We start from the raw sequence: 18,046 nt of genomic DNA on the forward strand, positions 1-18,046 counted from the left end.
CCCGCGTGCCCCCCCGGGCGCCCCCCGGCGCTCGCCCCGCCCCCCGCCGGGCCCGGTGGGCCGAGCGCCCCCCCGGGGGGGGGGGGCCCCCCCCCACATCCGGGTCGCACATCCGGGTCAGGCGGGGCACGTCTCCCGCGCCGCGCTCACGACGTCTTCAGCGCTTCCGCCATCTTCACCAGCTGCGCGAACGACGCCGTGCCCGTGACGACGGTCGTGGAATTCTTCTCGCGGAGCACGAGAGCGTCGTACTTCGTGCCCTTGTACCGCTTCCAGGACTTGTCGCCGATGCGCTGCGTGACGTTCGTCTCCTCGGCGCCCTGGCTGGCGTCCTCGATGAACGGGACAGGCTTCTGAGTGGACTGCTCGATCGCCACGTACTCCCCGTCGGGGTCGTGGAAGCCGAGGTGCCACGCGTCGAAGTCGTCGCCCCGGAACCGCACCGAGGTCGCCTTCCACTGCGTGGACAGGCCCTCGGGCGCTGCCACCGGATAGGCGGCCGCGCGGCGTGCCGTGAGGAGTTCGACCCGGTAGTCGACCCGTTCGAGAGGGGGCTCCGAGTCGTCATTGGGGATGAAGACGTAGATGAAGCCCGCGACGATGCCGATCAGGCCCAGGGACAGCACCATGTCCCGGACCGACTGCTTGCCTTTCGTACCTGCCACGACCCCATCGTCGCAGGTGCACCGGTCCGCTCATCCGTGGGGCCCCCTGCTCATTTTGTCGGACTGAGGATAGAGTCGACCCGAACCCTCATCCGGCCGTCGCCGTATCAGAAAGGTGCGCTCCGATGACCGAGCATCACTTGCCGTCCGAACTCGAGGTTCCCTCCGAGGCCCCCGACCGCAACCTTGCCCTTGAGCTCGTCCGGGTCACCGAAGCCGCCGCGATGGCCGCGGGCCGCTGGGTCGGCCGCGGCGACAAGAACGGCGCCGACGGCGCGGCGGTACGGGCCATGCGGACCCTCGTCTCCACCGTCTCCATGAACGGCGTCGTCGTCATCGGGGAGGGCGAGAAGGACGAGGCCCCGATGCTCTTCAACGGAGAGCACGTCGGGGACGGAACGGGTCCGGAGTGCGACATCGCCGTCGACCCGATCGACGGGACCACGCTCACCGCGGCGGGCATGACCAACGCGATCGCCGTACTGGCCGCCGCCGACCGCGGCACCATGTTCGACCCGTCCGCGGTCTTCTACATGGACAAGCTGGTGACCGGCCCCGAGGCCGCCGACTTCGTCGACATCAACGCCCCGGTGTCCGTGAACATCCGCCGGGTCGCCAGGGCCAAGCGCGTCACACCCGAGGACGTCACCGTCGTCGTCCTCGACCGGCCGCGCCACGACGGCATCATCAAGGAGATCCGGGAGACCGGCGCGCGCATCAAGCTCATCTCCGACGGCGACGTCGCGGGCTCCATCCTGGCGCTGCGCGAGGGCACGGGCATCGATCTGCTGCTCGGCATCGGCGGCACGCCCGAGGGCATCATCTCGGCCTGCGCCGTGAAGTGCCTCGGCGGCACCATCCAGGGCAAGCTGTGGCCCAAGGACGACGAGGAGCGGGCACGCGCGGTGGACGCGGGCCACGACCTGGACCGCGTCCTGCTCACCGACGATCTGGTCTCAGGCGAGAACGTCTTCTTCGTGGCGACCGGCATCACGGACGGCGAGCTGCTGCAGGGAGTCCGCTATCGGCCCGAGACCGCGACGACCGACTCGATCGTGATGCGCTCGAAGTCGGGGACGGTCCGGCAGATCGCCTCGGAGCACCGGCTGGCGAAGCTGCGGGCCTACAGCGCGATCGACTTCGACCGGGCGAAGTGACTCCGTCGGTTGTGCGGGTCGTACGTTCCGTACGTTCCGTGGGGCCGTGGAGCCATGGACGACTGCGGGTGCGTCGTGGCTGGTCGCGCAGTTCCCCGCGCCCCTGAACGCGCGGCTCCCGCACCGCTGAACGCGCGGTTCCCGCACCCCTGGAGGCGGGCCGCGACGGTGATCGGGAACGTACGGCGGTGGGGCGTCCCTTGTGCGCAGGGGCGCCCCGTTCCCGTGTCTGTCAGCCGGCCGCGGCTATCGTTCCCGTCGTGTGGGCCGCCTTCTGCAGTTCGAGATCGCGGCGGCGGCGCCGGGCCAGGACCACGCGGCGCTCGGCGGCGGTGAGGCCGCCCCAGACCCCGTACGGCTCGGGTTGCAGGAGCGCGTGTTCCCGGCATTCGACCATCACCGGACAGCGTGCGCAGACCCGCTTCGCCGCATCCTCGCGGGACAGCCGGGCCGCGGTGGGTTCCTTCGAGGGTGCGAAGAACAGCCCGGCCTCATCGCGGCGGCACACGGCCTCCGTATGCCATGGGGCGTCCTGGTCCCTCTCGCGCACCGGCACCGGCTGGGGCGGAACGGCAGCGACCTGCAAGGACTGATGCGGCGGATGCAGCACGGTCTACTCCTGACGACGGCTTCGCGAGCGAGAGACGATGCAGCAAGGCCTACCCGCTGTGCGCACGCCTAAGCACTCAGTTCCCAAGCGCGGGAGATCCCGGCCGGCAGTGGACCGTCACCACCGGACCACCGCCCTCCGCCCGCCGCGGAATTCGCGACCGTCAATGCCCGAGGTGTTTGCGCAACTTGGCGTTCACCCGGTCGCCGACCCGGTCGAGGATGTCCTCGATCAGCTTGCCCCGCTTGGGTTTTGCCTCGATATTGCCCAGTACGGCCAATCCGTCCACGTACACCACGGGTGCGTCCTGTTCGCCCGAATCCAGCGTGTCCACCTCGAAGTTGCCGAGGACTCCGCCGCCGCTGCCGCGCAACGACACGTTCTCCGGGACGCGGATCTCGACGGTGCCGAACACCGAGATCGCCTTGATCACGACCTGCTGGTGCTCGAAGATCGCCTCGCTGAGATCTATCTCCACGCTGCCGAAGATCGCGTACGCGTGCGTGCGCCGGCCCACTCGCCAGCGGCCCTTGCGCACGGCCGCACTGAACACCGCCACCACGTTCTCGTCGGCGACCGAGGGGACCGCGCCCGGGGCGGGGCGTCTGGGGGCCGGCGCGAACGAGGCCGACGGGCGGGCCCTGTGGGCCGCCGGCAGGTCCCGCACCGGCGGTTCCAGTTCACCCACGGTCTTCGCGCGAAGGACCTCCTCGACCCGCTCCGCGTGTTCCTCCGCGGTCAGGCGGCCCTCGGCGAGCGCCTCGCGCAGAATGTCCGCGGTCCGGTCACGGTCCGCGTCGGAGGCCCGCAGGTCGGTGCGCTCACGCAGGTCGGTGTGCTTCCGAAGGTCGGGCTCAGTGTGCTTCTGAACGTCCACGGCAGCAGCGTACCCAAACGCGATAGATCGCGACTAGAGGGCGTGGACGACGAACTGAGCCTTACCTCACAAGCCCGGTGTCCGAGGCAGGTTCTACGCTGGTGGGCGCCGCCAACGGAGGCCGGCCGCTGTCTGTCGACGAAGGATTTGGCGAGATGCCTGAGTTCGAGTACACCGATCTGCTCCCCCAGGGAGAGGACACCACCCCGTACCGGCTGGTGACCTCCGAGGGTGTCTCCACCGTCGAGGCCGACGGGCGCACGTTCCTCAAGGTGGAACCCGAGGCGCTGCGCAAGCTCGCCGCCGAGGCGATCCACGACATCCAGCACTACCTGAGGCCCGCGCACCTCGCGCAGCTGCGGCGCATCATCGACGACCCCGAGGCCTCCAGCAACGACAAGTTCGTCGCCCTGGACCTCCTGAAGAACGCGAACATCGCGGCCGCCGGTGTGCTGCCCATGTGCCAGGACACCGGCACGGCGATCGTGATGGGCAAGCGCGGCCAGAACGTGCTGACGGCAGGAGGCGACGAGGCGGCCCTCTCCCGCGGCATCTACGACGCGTACCTGAACCTGAACCTGCGCTACTCGCAGATGGCCCCGCTGACCATGTGGGAGGAGAAGAACACCGGCTCCAACCTCCCCGCCCAGATCGAGCTGTACGCGGCCGACGGCGGCGCCTACAAGTTCCTGTTCATGGCCAAGGGCGGCGGCTCGGCCAACAAGTCGTTCCTCTACCAGGAGACGAAGGCCGTCCTGAACGAGGCCTCCATGATGAAGTTCCTGGAGGAGAAGATCCGCTCGCTCGGTACGGCGGCCTGCCCGCCGTACCACCTGGCGATCGTCGTCGGCGGCACGAGCGCGGAGTACGCCCTGAAGACCGCGAAGTACGCGTCCGCGCACTACCTGGACGAGATCCCGGCCGAGGGTTCCCCGCTCGGCCACGGCTTCCGGGACAAGGACCTGGAGGAGAAGGTCTTCGAGCTGACGCAGCGGATCGGGATCGGCGCGCAGTTCGGCGGCAAGTACTTCTGCCACGACGTGCGGGTGGTGCGCCTGCCGCGGCACGGCGCGTCCTGCCCGGTCGCCATCGCCGTCTCCTGCTCCGCCGACCGCCAGGCCGTCGCGAAGATCACCGCGGAGGGCGTCTTCCTGGAGCAGCTGGAGACCGACCCGGCGCACTTCCTGCCGGAGACCACCGAAGAGCACCTTGACGAGGCCGGTGACGCCGTGCGCATCGACCTGAACCGGCCGATGGACGACATCCTGGCCGAGCTGACCAAGTACCCGGTGAAGACCCGGCTGTCGCTCTCCGGCCCGCTCGTCGTGGCGCGCGACATCGCACACGCCAAGATCAAGGAGCGGCTCGACGCGGGCGAGGAGATGCCGCAGTACCTGAAGGACCACCCGGTGTACTACGCGGGTCCCGCCAAGACCCCGGAGGGGTACGCGTCCGGGTCCTTCGGGCCGACCACGGCCGGGCGCATGGACTCCTATGTGGAGCAGTTCCAGGCGGCGGGCGGCTCCCGCGTGATGCTGGCGAAGGGGAACCGGTCGCAGCAGGTCACCGACGCGTGCGGGTCGCACGGCGGGTTCTACCTCGGGTCGATCGGCGGGCCTGCCGCGCGGCTCGCCCAGGACTGCATCAAGAAGGTCGAGGTCGTCGAGTACGAGGAACTCGGGATGGAGGCCGTCTGGAAGATCGAGGTCGAGGACTTCCCGGCGTTCATCGTGGTCGACGACAAGGGCAACGACTTCTTCAAGGACCCGGCACCGGCTCCGACGTTCACGTCGATTCCGGTACGGGGACCGGGGCTGGGACTGGGCTAGGTTTTTCGCCCCCGGCCCCCGGCCCCCGGCCCCCGCTCCTCAGACGCCGGACGGGCTGAATCTTCACCCCGTCCGGCGTCTGAGGACGAGGCCGCCCAGGTCGACAGGGGGTCTGGGGGCCTGGGGGTCTGGGGGCGCAGCCCCCAGATGACGGGAATGGGTACGGGCGGCGGGGGCGATATACCTGGTATGAGCGACTACCGCATCGAACACGACTCCATGGGCGAGGTCCGCGTCCCCGCGGACGCGAAGTGGCGGGCCCAGACCCAGCGCGCCGTGGAGAACTTCCCGATCTCCGGCCGGCACCTGGAGCGCGCGCACATCGAGGCCCTCGCCCGGATCAAGGCGGCCGCCGCCAAGGTGAACGCGGGCCTCGGCGTGCTGGACAAGGACGTCGCGGACGCCATCCAGGAGGCGGCGGGCGAGGTCGCGGGCGGGAAGTGGGACGAGCACTTCCCCGTGGACGTCTTCCAGACGGGTTCCGGGACCTCGTCCAACATGAACACCAACGAGGTCGTCGCCACGCTGGCGACGGAGCGGCTCGGCAGGGACGTCCACCCGAACGACCACGTGAACGCCTCGCAGTCCAGCAACGACGTCTTCCCGTCCTCGATCCACATCGCCGCGACCGCCGCCGTCACCCACGACCTCATTCCCGCCCTGGACCACCTCGCCGCATCGCTGACCCGTAAGTCCGAGGAGTTCGCCGACGTCGTGAAGTCGGGGCGAACCCACCTCATGGACGCCACTCCGGTGACGCTCGGCCAGGAGTTCGGCGGGTACGCGGCCCAGGTGCGGTACGGGATCGAGCGGCTGGAGGCGTCCCTCCCGCGGCTCGCCGAGCTGCCGCTGGGCGGTACGGCCGTGGGGACCGGGATCAACACACCCCCCGGATTCGCCGCCGCCGTGATCGCCGAGGTCGCGCGGACCACCGGGCTGCCGCTCACCGAGGCGCGCGACCACTTCGAGGCGCAGGGCGCGCGGGACGGCATCGTCGAGACCAGCGGGCAGCTGCGGACCATCGCCGTGGGGCTCACGAAGATCTCCAACGATCTGCGGTGGATGGCCTCGGGGCCGCGTACGGGCCTCGCGGAGATCAATCTGCCCGACCTCCAGCCGGGCTCGTCGATCATGCCCGGCAAGGTCAATCCGGTCATTCCCGAGGCCGTGCTGATGGTGGCCGCGCAGGTGACCGGGAACGACGCCACGATCGGCGTGGCCGGCGCCTCCGGCAACTTCGAGCTCAACGTCATGCTGCCCGTCATCGCCAAGAACGTCCTTGAGTCGGTCCGGCTGCTCGCGAACGTCTCCCGGCTGCTCTCCGACCGGACCGTGGACGGGATCACGGCCAACCGCGAGCGGGCCCGCGAGTACGCCGAGTCGTCGCCGTCGGTCGTGACGCCGCTGAACAAGTACATCGGGTACGAGGAGGCCGCGAAGGTCGCCAAGAAGGCCCTGGCCGAGCGGAGGACCATCCGCGAGGTCGTCCTGGAGTCCGGTTACGTCGACCGCGGCGACCTCACCCGGGAGCAGCTGGACGAGGCCCTGGATGTCCTGCGGATGACACGGCCGTAACGTCGTCCGGCGAGCAGGCGAACCGTGCCGCTTACCGCAGCGTCGTATGCCCCGGGCACCTAATATCTGTTCATGGCAGAGGTTGGAGCGGTGACACACGTGGAAGCGGGCGGTTCGGCGGCGTACTGGAACCCCGGAAGTCAGATCCTGTGGCGTTACCGGGAGAACGCCGGCGAGCGCCTCCACATCGCGCGTCCCGTGACCGTCGTACGGGACGACGAGGAACTGCTCGCGGTGTGGCTGGCTCCGGGGACGGAGTGCGTGAAGCCCGTCCTCGTGGACGGTACGTCGGTGCACGCGGAGCCGCTGGAGTCCCGCTACACCAAGCCGCGGACCGTCCAGCGGGACCGCTGGTTCGGCACGGGTGTCCTGAAACTGGCGCGGCCGGGCGAACCGTGGTCGGTGTGGCTGTTCTGGGAGCCGGGCTGGCAGTTCAAGAACTGGTATGTCAACTTGGAGGAACCGCTGGTCAGATGGGTCGGCGGGGTCGACTCCGAGGACCACTTCCTCGACATCTCGGTGCACCCGGACCGGACTTGGGGCTGGCGCGACGAGGACGAGTTCGCGCAGGCCCAGCGGGACGGCCTGATGGACGACCGGCTGGCGGCGCGCGTCGGGGAGGCCGGACGGGCGGCGGTGGAGGTGATCCGCCGCTGGGGCCCACCGTTCTCGGACGGCTGGCAGCGCTGGCGCCCCGATCCGGCCTGGTCGGTACCGTCCTTGCCGGACGACTGGGATCGCACGCCCGCGCACGTGTCCACGTGAGACCCTTGATGCGCCCCCGTGGTAGAACCGTAGGATCGCCCTCCGCAACGAACAGTCAGGCCGCAACGGACAGTCAGGGTCGGTGCACAGCACCGTCGTTGAGGAGAGGTGATCGGGTGGCGGGCGGGGTACCGTACGGCAACTCCCGCAACAGGCACTGGGCTTGACCGAACGTCACCGAGGGGCGGCAGGACGTGAGCGAGGGGTACGAGGGTCACGAGGGCACGGCCCGTAGCCGGCGAATGGGGCTGTCCCCGCCGGTGTCCGAAGGTCATTCTTCTGAGAGGCTGTCTGATCACGCGGGGATTCCGTTCCTGGGGCACGTATTCCGGGTATCGGGTTTCCTGCGGGACGAACTGCACGCACGGCGCGCAGCACCGGACGGATGGATTCGACACGCGTGACGGAGCACCCCACCTCCCATGAGCGCCGGCAGCCGAACGCTGCCCGGCCCACGGCCCCTGCGGACCCTCGCGGGGCGCTTCTGCGTACCCCGGAGCCGCCGGTACAGGGCCCACCCGGTCTGCCCACGCAGGGACGCCCGGCCGCCGCCCCCGTTTCGCCGGGAGCCGGCGGCATGCCTGTGCCCGACGGCCAGGGTCCGATCGGCACACCCGTGCCCGCGGACGCCGGAGCCGCCGCCACGGGTACGCCCGCCGCGTCGGGTTCCCCGGCCGGCAGCCAGGGCCCGCCCGCGCCCTCCGGTGGCCACGGCCCGACCGACGCGCCCGCCGGCTCCGGACCCGAGCACTCCCAGCCGGCCGCGACGGAATCCGGTCCGCACCGGCCGCGGCCCGCACCGGAGGCCGTCCCGTCCCAGCCCGGCGCCGAGTCCATCGCCCTCCAGGGCAGCAAGGACCGCCGTACGGGCCAGATCCCGGCGCCCGGGGCGCCCATGCCCATGCGCCGCGACGGCGACCGGCTGCGCTTCGTGGGGGCCGCCACCCGGCGGATCGCCCGCGGCATCGACCTCGACGAGATCGTGATGGGGCTGTGCCGGGCCACGGTGCCGACCTTCTCGGACGCGATCCTCGTCTATCTCCGCGATCCGCTGCCGGTCGGCGACGAGCGGCCCACCGGGCCCGTCGTACTGCGGCTGCGGCGCACGGACCGGATCCCGGAGGACCGGGACACCGAGGGCTTCCTGCTGCCCGGGCTCCAGTCCGAGCCGGACGTCGGGATCACCGCCGAGCTGTGCACCGTACGGCCCGGTGGCGCGCTGAACGAGGTGCTGCGCGGTGTGCGGCCCGTCTTCGCGGACGCCCCCGCCGCGCGGGCCGCGCTGCCCGAGCTGATCGGCGACAACCTGAGCGTGCCCAGCGGCCAGCGCGCGATCCTCGCGCCGCTGCGCGGCCGCCGGCGCGTGATCGGTGCCGCGCTGTTCCTGCGCCGCCCCGACCGGCCCGCCTTCGAGACGGACGACCTGCTGGTCGCGGCGCAGCTCGCCACGCACAGCGCGCTCGGCATCGACAAAGCGGTGCTGTACGGCCGCGAGGCCTACATCGCGGACGAACTGCAGCGCACGATGCTGCCCGAGACCCTGCCGCGTCCCACCGGCGTACGGCTGGCGTCGCGCTATCTGCCGGCCGCCGAGACGGCACGGGTCGGCGGCGACTGGTACGACGCGATCCCGCTGCCCGGCAGCAGGGTCGCCCTCGTCGTCGGTGACGTCATGGGCCACTCCATGACCTCGGCGGCGATCATGGGCCAGCTGCGCACGACCGCGCAGACCCTCGCCGGGCTCGACCTGCCGCCGCAGGAGGTCCTGCACCACCTGGACGAGCAGGCCCAGCGACTCGGCACCGACCGCATGGCGACCTGCCTGTACGCGGTGTACGACCCGGTCGCGCACCGCATCACCATCGCGAACGCGGGCCATCCCCCGCCCGTACTGCTGCATCTGGGCGGCCGTGCCGAGGTACTGCGCGTACCCCCGGGCGCTCCGATCGGCGTAGGCGGCGTGGACTTCGAGGCGGTCGAACTGGACGCGCCCGCCGGCGCCACCCTGCTGCTCTACACCGACGGCCTGGTCGAGTCACGGCTGCGTGACGTGTGGACCGGGATAGAGCAGCTGCGCGAACGGATCGCCGCCACCGCGGCGTTGACCGGGCCGGACCACCCGCCGCCCCTTGAGGCGCTGTGCGACGAGGTGCTCGACATGCTCGGTCCGGGCGACCGGGACGACGACATCGCGCTGCTCGCCGCCCGCTTCGACGGAATCGCGCCGAGCGATGTCGCGCTCTGGCATCTGGACCCCGAGGACACGGCGCCCGGCCGGGCCCGCCGGCTGGCCCGCAAGGCGCTGTCCCGCTGGGGTCTGGAGGAGCTCACGGACTCCCTGGAGCTGCTCGTCAGCGAGGTCGTCACCAACGCCGTGCGCTACGCCTCCCGGCCCGTCACGCTGCGGCTGCTCCGTACCGACGTGCTGCGCTGCGAAGTCGCCGACGACGTGCCGCAGCTGCCGCGGCTGCGGCAGGCGCGCGCCACGGATGAAGGGGGCCGCGGCCTCTACCTGGTGAACAAGCTGGCCAGGCGGTGGGGTGCGACCCGGCTCAGTACGGGGAAGGTCGTGTGGTTCGAGTTGAACCACGACTAGGACCTGTCCGGTCGATCACGCCAGTCGCTCCCGCGTGGGGCGCCGTTTTCAGCGCCGTTGTGGGTGCGGGTCGTTGTGCGCTGCGGGTGCGTCGTGGCTGGTCGCGCAGTTCCCCGCGCCCCTGAAGGGGCGCCCCCAAGGGACGCCCCCTCCTTTTAAGGGACGCCCCCCTCTGCGGTTACGGATCTGACTGTGGGTCGTCCGGGTCCGGTGGCGGCTCGATGCCCGATGACGACGGCGGGGGGCTGGTGGTCGGTGGCGGATCCTCTTCCGACGGAGTGTCCTCGGGCGAGCTCTCCGGCGGAGGGCTGGTCGTGGCCGGTTTGCTCGTCGGGTCCTCGGAGGACGGTTCATCGGGTGTGGCCGGCGGCGCCTCGGAGACCGTCGGCGTGTCGCTGGGCCGCACGGCCGCGCCCTGTTTCGTGTCGAGGTCGAACTTGGAGACGTCGCCCATCGCGCCGAAGGTGTACGCCGCCCAGATCTGAGCGGGGTAGCCACCGCCGTTGACGCGGCCGCCACCGGCCGCGCCCTGCAGCGTGACCTGGCTGAACGCCTTGACCTTGACCGGCTTGTCCTTGCCGCACCGGGTGGTGCCCGCCTTGGCGGCTTCGCCGAAGACGCCCACCGAGGTGACGAGCTTCGGCGTGTACCCGGTGAACCAGGCCGACTTGTTGCAGTCGGACGTGCCGGTCTTGCCCGCGACCTGCTGGCCGTCCCGGCCCGGGTTGTCGCGTACGGACGTCCTGGCCGTACCGTCGTCGACCACGCCCGTCAGCACCGAGGTGACGGTGTCCGCGGCCTCGCGGCTGATGACCCGCTCGCCGACCGCCTCGGGGAACTCCACCGAGCGGTCCTTGTGCTTGACCGACTTCACGATGGCCGGGGTGACCTTCTTGCCGTGGTTGTCGAGGGTCGCGTAGACGCCGGCCATGTCCATCGGGCTCGCGCCCATGGTGCCGAGGGTCTGGGCGGGCACCGACTTGGCGTCCTCGACGTCCATGCCCAGCTCGCCCGCGGTCTTCATGACCTGGTCCATGCCGACATCGACGCCCATCTGCGCGAAGACGGAGTTGATGGACTTGTTCATCGCGGTCTGGACGGTGACGTCGCCGTAGTCGACGTCGTCCTCGTTCGGCGGCGCGAACCCGACCTTCTTCCCGTCGTCGACGACGGGACGCTTGCTGGTGCCGTCGTAGATCGCGTTCGCCGTGATCGGCACGTCGCCCTGGGTCGTGGCGTCCTTCTCGACGGCCGCGGCCAGGATCAGCGGCTTGAAGGTGGAGGCGGGCTGGTAGTCGCGGCGCGTCGCGTTGTTCGTGTAGTGCTCCACGTAGTCGACGCCGCCGTACATCGCGACGACACGTCCGGTCTTCGAATCGACGGACACGGCACCGGCCTGGACGTTCGCGTCGACGTCCCGCTTCTTCTTGTCGAGCTTGCCGGTCAGCTGACCCTTGACGGACTTCTCCAGCTGGGCCTGCTTCTTCTTGTCGATGTTCAGCGTGATGGTCCAGCCGCCCGCCTTGACCAGGGTCTCGGCCTCCTTCAGGTCGGCGGCCGTCCCCTTCGCGACGAGCTGTTTCATCAGCGCGTTGTCGGCGGCCTCCACCATGTAGCCGGCCTGGCCCTGCATACCGGGCGCGCCCTTGGGGGCCTTGGGCACCGGGAACTTCATCCCGTCGCGTTTGCCGGAGCTCAGCCAGCCCTCCTCGACCATGTTGTTCAGGACGTAGTCCCAGCGGTTCTTGACCAGCTTCTTGCTGGTGTCGCTGGCGACCGCCCAGTCGTACTGGCTCGGGGCCTGGAGCAGTGCGGCGAGGTACGCGCCCTGCCCGACCGAGAGGTCGTCCGCGTCGACGCGGTAGTAGGCCTGCGCGGCGGCCTGGATGCCCCAGGCGTTGCGGCCGTAGTAGCTGGTGTTGATGTAGCCCGCGAGGATGGCGTCCTTGGACTTCTGGCGGTCCACCTTCAGCGAGATGACCAGTTCCTTCAGCTTGCGCGTGACGGTCTGGTCCTGGGTGAGGTAGTAGTTCTTGACGTACTGCTGGGTGATCGTCGAGCCACCCTGCTTGCCCTTGCCGGAGAGGGTGTTGAGCACACCGCGGGCCGTGCCCCTGAAGTCGACGCCGGCGTCCTTGTAGAAGGACTTGTTCTCGGCGGCGACGAAGGTCATGCGGACGCCCTTGTCGACCTGCTCCAGGTCGACCAGCTCACGGTTCACCTCGCCGTCGCGGGCGAGCGTCGAGCCGTCGCTGTACTTGTAGATGTTGCTCTGCTGCACCGCGGCCGCGTTCCCCTTGGGAACGTCGATCATCAGGTAGAGCCCGATGAAGGCGGCCATCACGAGCAGGCAGAGGCCGAAGAACGTGCCGAGGAGCTTCTTCCAGGTGAAGAAGCGGCGTATGCCGGTCTTGCCGCCTGTCTTGCCGCCCGCCTTGCCGCCCGCCTTGGACGAGCGTTTCGGCGCGCCGCGGTGGCCACCACGCTGCCGCGCTCGTCTCTCGTCCGCTCGTCCCATGGCTCCGTCCGCTCCGCTTCTGTCTCTCGTGCCTCACAGGTTCGTCGCCCTGGTCAGCTCAGCAAACTAACACCGCAGCTGGTGACAAACGTCTACCGATCCAGCCCTTTACGGGCGTGACAATCAGCACCTGTCCCACTGGAACCGACGATTCAGAGGCATGGAAGGTTGTCGTCGCGGGTAAAGTGATATCACTTAGCTAGCAAAGGCTGCCGTCCGAACGTCGGGCGGCGGCACCACGAAACGGGGGAACACCCATGTCCACGCATGACTCTCCAAACCCTCCAGACATCGCCGACGTACCCGAGATGCCCGCTCCGCGCGTACGGGAGTTCAGCGCGCACAGCATCGGCGGCGGGCTCGCGCTGCTGCTCGGGCTTCTCGGCCTGCTGCTGGGCGCCGCGATGATCGTCTCCGCCACCGCGGTGGCCGCCACCGGCGGCAAGGCCGTGCTCATCGTGGGCGGCGTCCTGATCGGCATCGCGGCCTTCTTCGCCATGTGCGGCCTGAACATGGTGGCGCCCGGCGAGGCCCGCGTCGTCCAGCTCTTCGGCCGCTACCGGGGCACGATCCGCGAGGACGGGCTGCGCTGGGTCAACCCGCTCACCTCCCGCACGAAGATCTCGACGCGGGTGCGCAACCACGAGACGGCCGTCCTCAAGGTCAACGACGCCTACGGCAACCCGATCGAGCTGGCCGCCGTCGTGGTGTGGCGGGTGGAGGACACCGCCCAGGCCAGCTTCGAGGTGGACGACTTCCTGGAGTTCGTCGCCACACAGACCGAAGCGGCCGTGCGGCACATCGCCATCGAGTACCCGTACGACGCCCATGACGAGGAGGGCCTGTCGCTGCGGGGCAACGCCGAGGAGATCACCGAGAAGCTCGCGGTCGAGCTCCACGCGCGCGTGGAGGCCGCGGGCGTGCAGATCATCGAGTCCCGCTTCACGCATCTCGCGTACGCGCCCGAGATCGCCTCGGCGATGCTCCAGCGGCAGCAGGCGGGTGCGGTCGTCGCCGCGCGGCGCCAGATCGTGGACGGCGCGGTGGGGATGGTCGAGGCGGCGCTCGCGCAGATCTCCGAGCGGGACATCGTGGAGCTGGACTCCGAGCGGAAGGCCGCGATGGTGTCGAACCTGCTGGTGGTCCTGTGCGGTGACCGGGCACCGCAGCCCGTCCTCAACACGGGATCCCTCTACCAGTGACCCCACCTCCGGAGGAGACTCCCTCTACTCCCCCGACTCCCCCGACTTCCCCTCAGCGGCGGCCGCAGCAGCAGCGCAAGCAGGTGCTGCTGCGGCTGGACCCGCTCGTGTACGAGGCACTGGCGCGCTGGGCCGGGGACGAGCTGCGCTCGGCCAACGCGCAGATCGAGTTCCTGCTGCGGCGGTCCCTCGGGGAGGCGGGGCGCCTTCCCGGCGCGGCCGGGCCGATTCCCCGGCGGGGACGGCCGCCTCTTTCCGGGGAGGCCGAGGAGTAGAGGAGCCGGGGAGCAGGAGCGGCGTGGTCGGCTGCGGGTCCGCGGGGGCTTGTCGCGCAGTTCCCCGCGCCCCTTGGGGCCCCTTGCGGGGCCGGGGTGCGGAGCGCTGGGCGCGGGGTGCGGAGTGCTGGGCGCGAGGGCCCCGAGGCGGTGGCAGAATCGTAACAATCGCTCCTGACCTGCTGTTTTACACTCCACCTCCACCCGTCGCATACAGGTCTACACAGTGCGTATACATGCGGTGTATACGCACTGTGTAGAGTGCTCCGCATGTCCATCGGTCACACGCTCCTAGGGCTCCTGGAGTCCGGGCCCCGCCACGGTTACGACCTGAAGCGGGCCTTCGATGAAAAGTTCGGTCACGACCGGCCGCTGCACTACGGCCAGGTCTATTCGACGATGTCCCGCCTACTGAAGAACGGCCTCGTGGAGGTCGACGGGATAGAGGCGGGCGAAGGCGGCCCCGAGCGGAAGCGGTACGCGATCACCGAGGCCGGCGTCACCGACGTCCAGCGGTGGCTCGCGACGCCGGAGAAGCCGGAGCCGTATCTCCAGTCGGTCCTCTACACGAAGGTCGTCCTGGCTCTCCTGACGCGCCGTGACGCGTCCGACATCCTCGACACCCAGCGTTCGGAGCACCTGCGCATGATGCGCATCCTCACCGACCGCAAGCGCAGGGGCGATCTCGCCGACCAGTTGATCTGTGACCATGCTCTCTTCCATCTTGAGGCCGACCTGCGGTGGCTGGAACTCACCGCCGCGCGCCTCGACAAGCTCGCCGAGGCGGTGACTCGATGACCCCCGCAGGCTCCCTGCTCGTGGCCCACGACCTGTACAAGGCGTACGGCCCCACCAACGCCCTCGACGGCGCCGGGTTCTCCATCCACCCGGGCGAGGTCGTCGCCGTGATGGGCCCCTCGGGCTCCGGCAAGTCGACCCTGCTGCACTGCCTCGCCGGCATCGTGACCCCCGACTCGGGCTCGATCATGTACAACGGCCGCGAGATGTCGGCCATGAACGACTCCCAGCGCAGCGCGCTGCGGCGCTCCGAGTTCGGCTTCGTCTTCCAGTTCGGCCAGTTGGTGCCGGAGCTGACCTGCGTCGAGAACGTGGCCCTGCCGCTGCGGCTGAACGGCACCTCCCGCAAGGAGGCCGAGCGCACCGCCCTGTCGTGGATGGAGCGCCTGGAGGTCGACGATCTGGCGGGCAAGCGGCCCGGCGAGGTCTCCGGCGGCCAGGGCCAGCGTGTCGCCGTGGCCCGCTCCCTCGTCACCAGTCCGCGGGTGCTGTTCGCCGACGAGCCCACTGGCGCCCTCGACTCGCTCAACGGCGAACGCGTGATGGAACTGCTCACGGACGCCGCCCGGTCCGCCAACGCGGCCATCGTCCTCGTCACGCACGAGACCCGGGTGGCCGCCTACTCGGACCGCGAGATCGTCGTGCGCGACGGCAAGTCCCGGGACATGGAGCGTGCCGTATGAGCGCCCGCCCATCGCCCACCGCCACCCCGCCCGAGGCTCCCCCGGAACCGGCCGCCCGGCGGGACACCCGGGCCGACACCCCCATGGTGCGGCAGTGGTACAGGGACCTGGCCATGGGCACCAAGTTCGCGTTCACCGGCGGCCGCGAGGGCTGGATACGCGTCCTGCTCACCGGCGTCGGCGTCGGCCTCGGCGTGGCACTGCTGCTGCTCACCACCGCCATCCCGAACGCGATGCAGGTGAGGTCCGACCGCGAGTACGCGCGCCAGGACCTCGTGTTCAGCAGGGCCGAGCCGGCCAAGTCCGACAAGACCGTGCTCGTCGCGAACACCGACACCGAGTTCCACGACCGGGACGTCCGCGGCCGCGAACTGGAGCCGGAGGGCAAGCGGGCGCCGCTGCCGCCCGGGCTCGAGAAGTTCCCCGCGCCGGGCGAGATGATCGTGTCCCCCGCGCTCAAGAGCCTGCTGGAGTCCAAGGACGCCGAGCTGCTGCGCGACCGGCTGCCGTACCGCATCACCGGCACCATCAGTGAGAGCGGCCTGATCGGCTCGGCCGAACTCGCCTACTACACGGGCGCCCAGGGCCTGGCCCGGCACGACGACGGCACCAACGTCACGCGCATCGACACCTTCCGGGGCGACGACGCGCCCTCGGAGGAACTGGACCCGGTCCTGCTGCTGCTCGTCCTGACGGTCTTCGTCGTACTGCTGATGCCGGTCGGCGTCTTCATCGCCGCGGCCGTACGCTTCGGCGGCGAGCGGCGCGACCGCAGGCTCGCCGCGCTGCGGCTGGTCGGCGCCGACGGCCGGATGACCCGCCGGATCGCGGCGGGCGAGGCACTCGCCGGCGCCTTCCTCGGGCTGATCTTCGGCATCGGTTTCTTCCTGGTCGCGCGCCAGATCGCCGGTTCGGTCGAGCTGTTCGACTTCAGTGTCTTCCCGAGTTACCTGAACCCGACGCCCGTACTCGCCCTCCTGATCGCCGTCGCGGTCCCGGCGGCCGCGGTCGCGGTGACGCTACTGGCCCTGCGCGCGGTGGTCATCGAACCACTCGGCGTGGTGCGCACGGCCAAGCCCGCGCGACGCCGGCTGTGGTGGCGGCTGCTGCTGCCGCTGGGCGGTCTCGGCCTGCTCGCCCCGATGATCGGCCAGGGCAACACCAACGGCGACTTCAACGAGTACATGGTGACCAGTGGTGTCGTCCTGCTCCTCGTCGGGATCACCGCGCTGCTGCCGTGGGTCGTGGAGGCCGTCGTGGCCCGGCTGAACTCGGGCTCCGTCTCCTGGCAACTGGCCGTGCGCAGGCTCCAGCTGAGCAGCGGCACCGCGGCCCGCATGGTCAACGGCATCGCCGTCGCGGTGGCCGGCGCGATCGCCCTGCAGATGCTGTTCGCCGGCGTCCAGAACGACTACACGAAGGCCACCGGCCAGGATCTGTCGCGCGCCCAGATGGAGATCACCGTACCGAAGAACGTCTCCCTCGCCGACACCCAGCAGAAGTTCGCCGAGACCCGGGGCGTGCGCGGCGCCGTCGCACTCTCCGACGCCTACCTCGGCGGGACCGCGAAGGACCCCGAGAACTCCGCGATAGTCACCATCGGCGACTGCGCCTCCCTGCGCGAGGTGGGAAAGCTGCCCTCGTGCCGCGAGGGCGACGTGTTCGCCGTGCACGGTGCCGAGGACGACGTGGACACCCCGGAGCTCGCCAAGCCGGGCCGCAAGCTCTACTTCGACCCCTCCTACACCGACTCCGACGCTCCGAGGGGCGCGGAGGCCCCCTGGACGGTCCCGCGGGACATCAAGAGGGCCGATCCGCGCGTGGACCCGACGGGCTGGGAGCGGGGTGGTTTCCTGATGACCCCGAGTGCGCTGCCCGGCGCGGCGACCTCGACCACCAGCGGGATCGTCTATCTCAAGCTCGACATGGCGGTCCCGGACGTTCAGGAGCTGGTGCGCAACACCGTGGCGAAGATCGACCCGCTCACGAGCCCCATGACGTACGAGGCGAGTGAGCTCTCGACACGCTTCGACTCCATCCGCACCGGACTGTTCGTCGGCGCGGCCGGTGTCCTCGGGCTGATCGGGGCGAGCCTGCTGGTCTCCCAGCTGGAGCAGCTGCGCGAGCGAAGGAAGCTGCTGTCAGCGCTGGTCGCCTTCGGCACCCGGCGCCGCACACTGAGTCTGTCGGTGCTGTGGCAGACCGCGATCCCGGTCGCGCTGGGCCTGGCCCTCGCCTCGGTGGTGGGCATCACCCTGGGCGCGGTCCTGCTGAAGATGACGAACACCGCGGTGACGGTGGACTGGCTGAGTGTCCTCGCGATGACGGGCATCGGCGCGGGGGTCGTCCTCGTGGTGACGGCGCTCAGCGTGCCACCGCTGCTGCGACTGATGCGCCCGGACGGGCTGCGTACGGAGTAACCCGCGACGGGCCGTGCCCCTGACAGGCCCGCCTGAGAGGGGCTCCCATCAAGGGCTCCCATCAGGCGCACCATCA

14 protein-coding genes are annotated in these 18,046 nt (G+C 70.3%); 10 read left to right on the plus strand and 4 right to left on the minus strand.

The annotated features are described in order from the left end of the window. Positions 1-146: 146 nt before the first annotated feature. Complete coding sequence (locus tag AB0D14_RS25465; protein WP_362783033.1) at positions 147-665, minus strand: DUF4245 domain-containing protein; 519 nt, start codon at positions 663-665, stop codon at positions 147-149. A gap of 125 nt (positions 666-790) precedes the next feature. Between AB0D14_RS25465 and glpX the strand changes: the two genes are divergently transcribed. After that, positions 791-1,822 carry a class II fructose-bisphosphatase gene (gene glpX / locus AB0D14_RS25470; protein WP_362783036.1) on the plus strand — a complete coding sequence of 344 codons (1,032 nt, stop codon included), beginning with the start codon at positions 791-793 and terminating at the stop codon, positions 1,820-1,822. 232 nt (positions 1,823-2,054) lie between these two features. On the opposite strand, the gene AB0D14_RS25475 is transcribed toward glpX, so the two are convergent. Next, on the minus strand, positions 2,055-2,432 hold the full coding sequence (locus AB0D14_RS25475) for a WhiB family transcriptional regulator (protein WP_362783039.1): 378 nt from the start codon (positions 2,430-2,432) through the stop codon (positions 2,055-2,057). Positions 2,433-2,595: 163 nt separating this feature from the next. Then, positions 2,596-3,261, minus strand: coding sequence for a DUF1707 domain-containing protein (locus tag AB0D14_RS25480; RefSeq protein WP_362783380.1), 666 nt, complete (start codon positions 3,259-3,261; stop codon positions 2,596-2,598). A 203-nt stretch (positions 3,262-3,464) separates the two neighbouring features. Between AB0D14_RS25480 and AB0D14_RS25485 the strand changes: the two genes are divergently transcribed. From AB0D14_RS25485 to AB0D14_RS25500, 4 genes are all read left to right on the plus strand, one after another. Next, positions 3,465-5,138: a fumarate hydratase gene (locus AB0D14_RS25485; RefSeq protein ID WP_362783042.1), complete on the plus strand. Its 1,674-nt coding sequence runs from the start codon at positions 3,465-3,467 to the stop codon at positions 5,136-5,138. A gap of 189 nt (positions 5,139-5,327) precedes the next feature. Next, positions 5,328-6,713: a class II fumarate hydratase gene (locus AB0D14_RS25490; RefSeq protein ID WP_362783045.1), complete on the plus strand. Its 1,386-nt coding sequence runs from the start codon at positions 5,328-5,330 to the stop codon at positions 6,711-6,713. A 72-nt stretch (positions 6,714-6,785) separates the two neighbouring features. Continuing rightward, positions 6,786-7,478: a DUF402 domain-containing protein gene (locus AB0D14_RS25495; RefSeq protein WP_362783048.1), complete on the plus strand. Its 693-nt coding sequence runs from the start codon at positions 6,786-6,788 to the stop codon at positions 7,476-7,478. A 385-nt stretch (positions 7,479-7,863) separates the two neighbouring features. Continuing rightward, positions 7,864-10,074: a SpoIIE family protein phosphatase gene (locus tag AB0D14_RS25500; protein ID WP_362783049.1), complete on the plus strand. Its 2,211-nt coding sequence runs from the start codon at positions 7,864-7,866 to the stop codon at positions 10,072-10,074. A 178-nt stretch (positions 10,075-10,252) separates the two neighbouring features. Here the strand turns inward: AB0D14_RS25500 and AB0D14_RS25505 are convergent, their stop codons facing one another. Further along, positions 10,253-12,592, minus strand: coding sequence for a transglycosylase domain-containing protein (locus AB0D14_RS25505; protein ID WP_362783051.1), 2,340 nt, complete (start codon positions 12,590-12,592; stop codon positions 10,253-10,255). A 257-nt stretch (positions 12,593-12,849) separates the two neighbouring features. On the opposite strand from AB0D14_RS25505, the gene AB0D14_RS25510 reads away from it, so the two are divergent. From AB0D14_RS25510 to AB0D14_RS25530, 5 genes are all read left to right on the plus strand, one after another. Continuing rightward, positions 12,850-13,794: an SPFH domain-containing protein gene (locus AB0D14_RS25510; protein ID WP_362783053.1), complete on the plus strand. Its 945-nt coding sequence runs from the start codon at positions 12,850-12,852 to the stop codon at positions 13,792-13,794. After that, entirely contained in the window at positions 13,791-14,069 is a 279-nt protein-coding gene (locus tag AB0D14_RS25515) for a hypothetical protein (RefSeq protein ID WP_362783056.1), read from the plus strand. The genes AB0D14_RS25510 and AB0D14_RS25515 overlap by 4 nt, the downstream gene beginning before the upstream one ends. A gap of 270 nt (positions 14,070-14,339) precedes the next feature. Then, entirely contained in the window at positions 14,340-14,867 is a 528-nt protein-coding gene (locus tag AB0D14_RS25520; protein WP_362783059.1) for a PadR family transcriptional regulator, read from the plus strand. Further along, on the plus strand, positions 14,864-15,550 hold the full coding sequence (locus AB0D14_RS25525) for an ABC transporter ATP-binding protein (RefSeq protein WP_362783062.1): 687 nt from the start codon (positions 14,864-14,866) through the stop codon (positions 15,548-15,550). The genes AB0D14_RS25520 and AB0D14_RS25525 overlap by 4 nt, the downstream gene beginning before the upstream one ends. A gap of 113 nt (positions 15,551-15,663) precedes the next feature. Continuing rightward, the gene (locus tag AB0D14_RS25530) at positions 15,664-17,970 is read left to right on the plus strand and encodes an FtsX-like permease family protein (RefSeq protein ID WP_362783383.1); all 2,307 of its coding nucleotides are present in this window, start codon (positions 15,664-15,666) and stop codon (positions 17,968-17,970) included. Positions 17,971-18,046: the final 76 nt, after the last annotated feature.

It is taken from the genome of Streptomyces sp. NPDC048484, assembly GCF_040651415.1.
GTDB lineage: Bacteria > Actinomycetota > Actinomycetes > Streptomycetales > Streptomycetaceae > Streptomyces.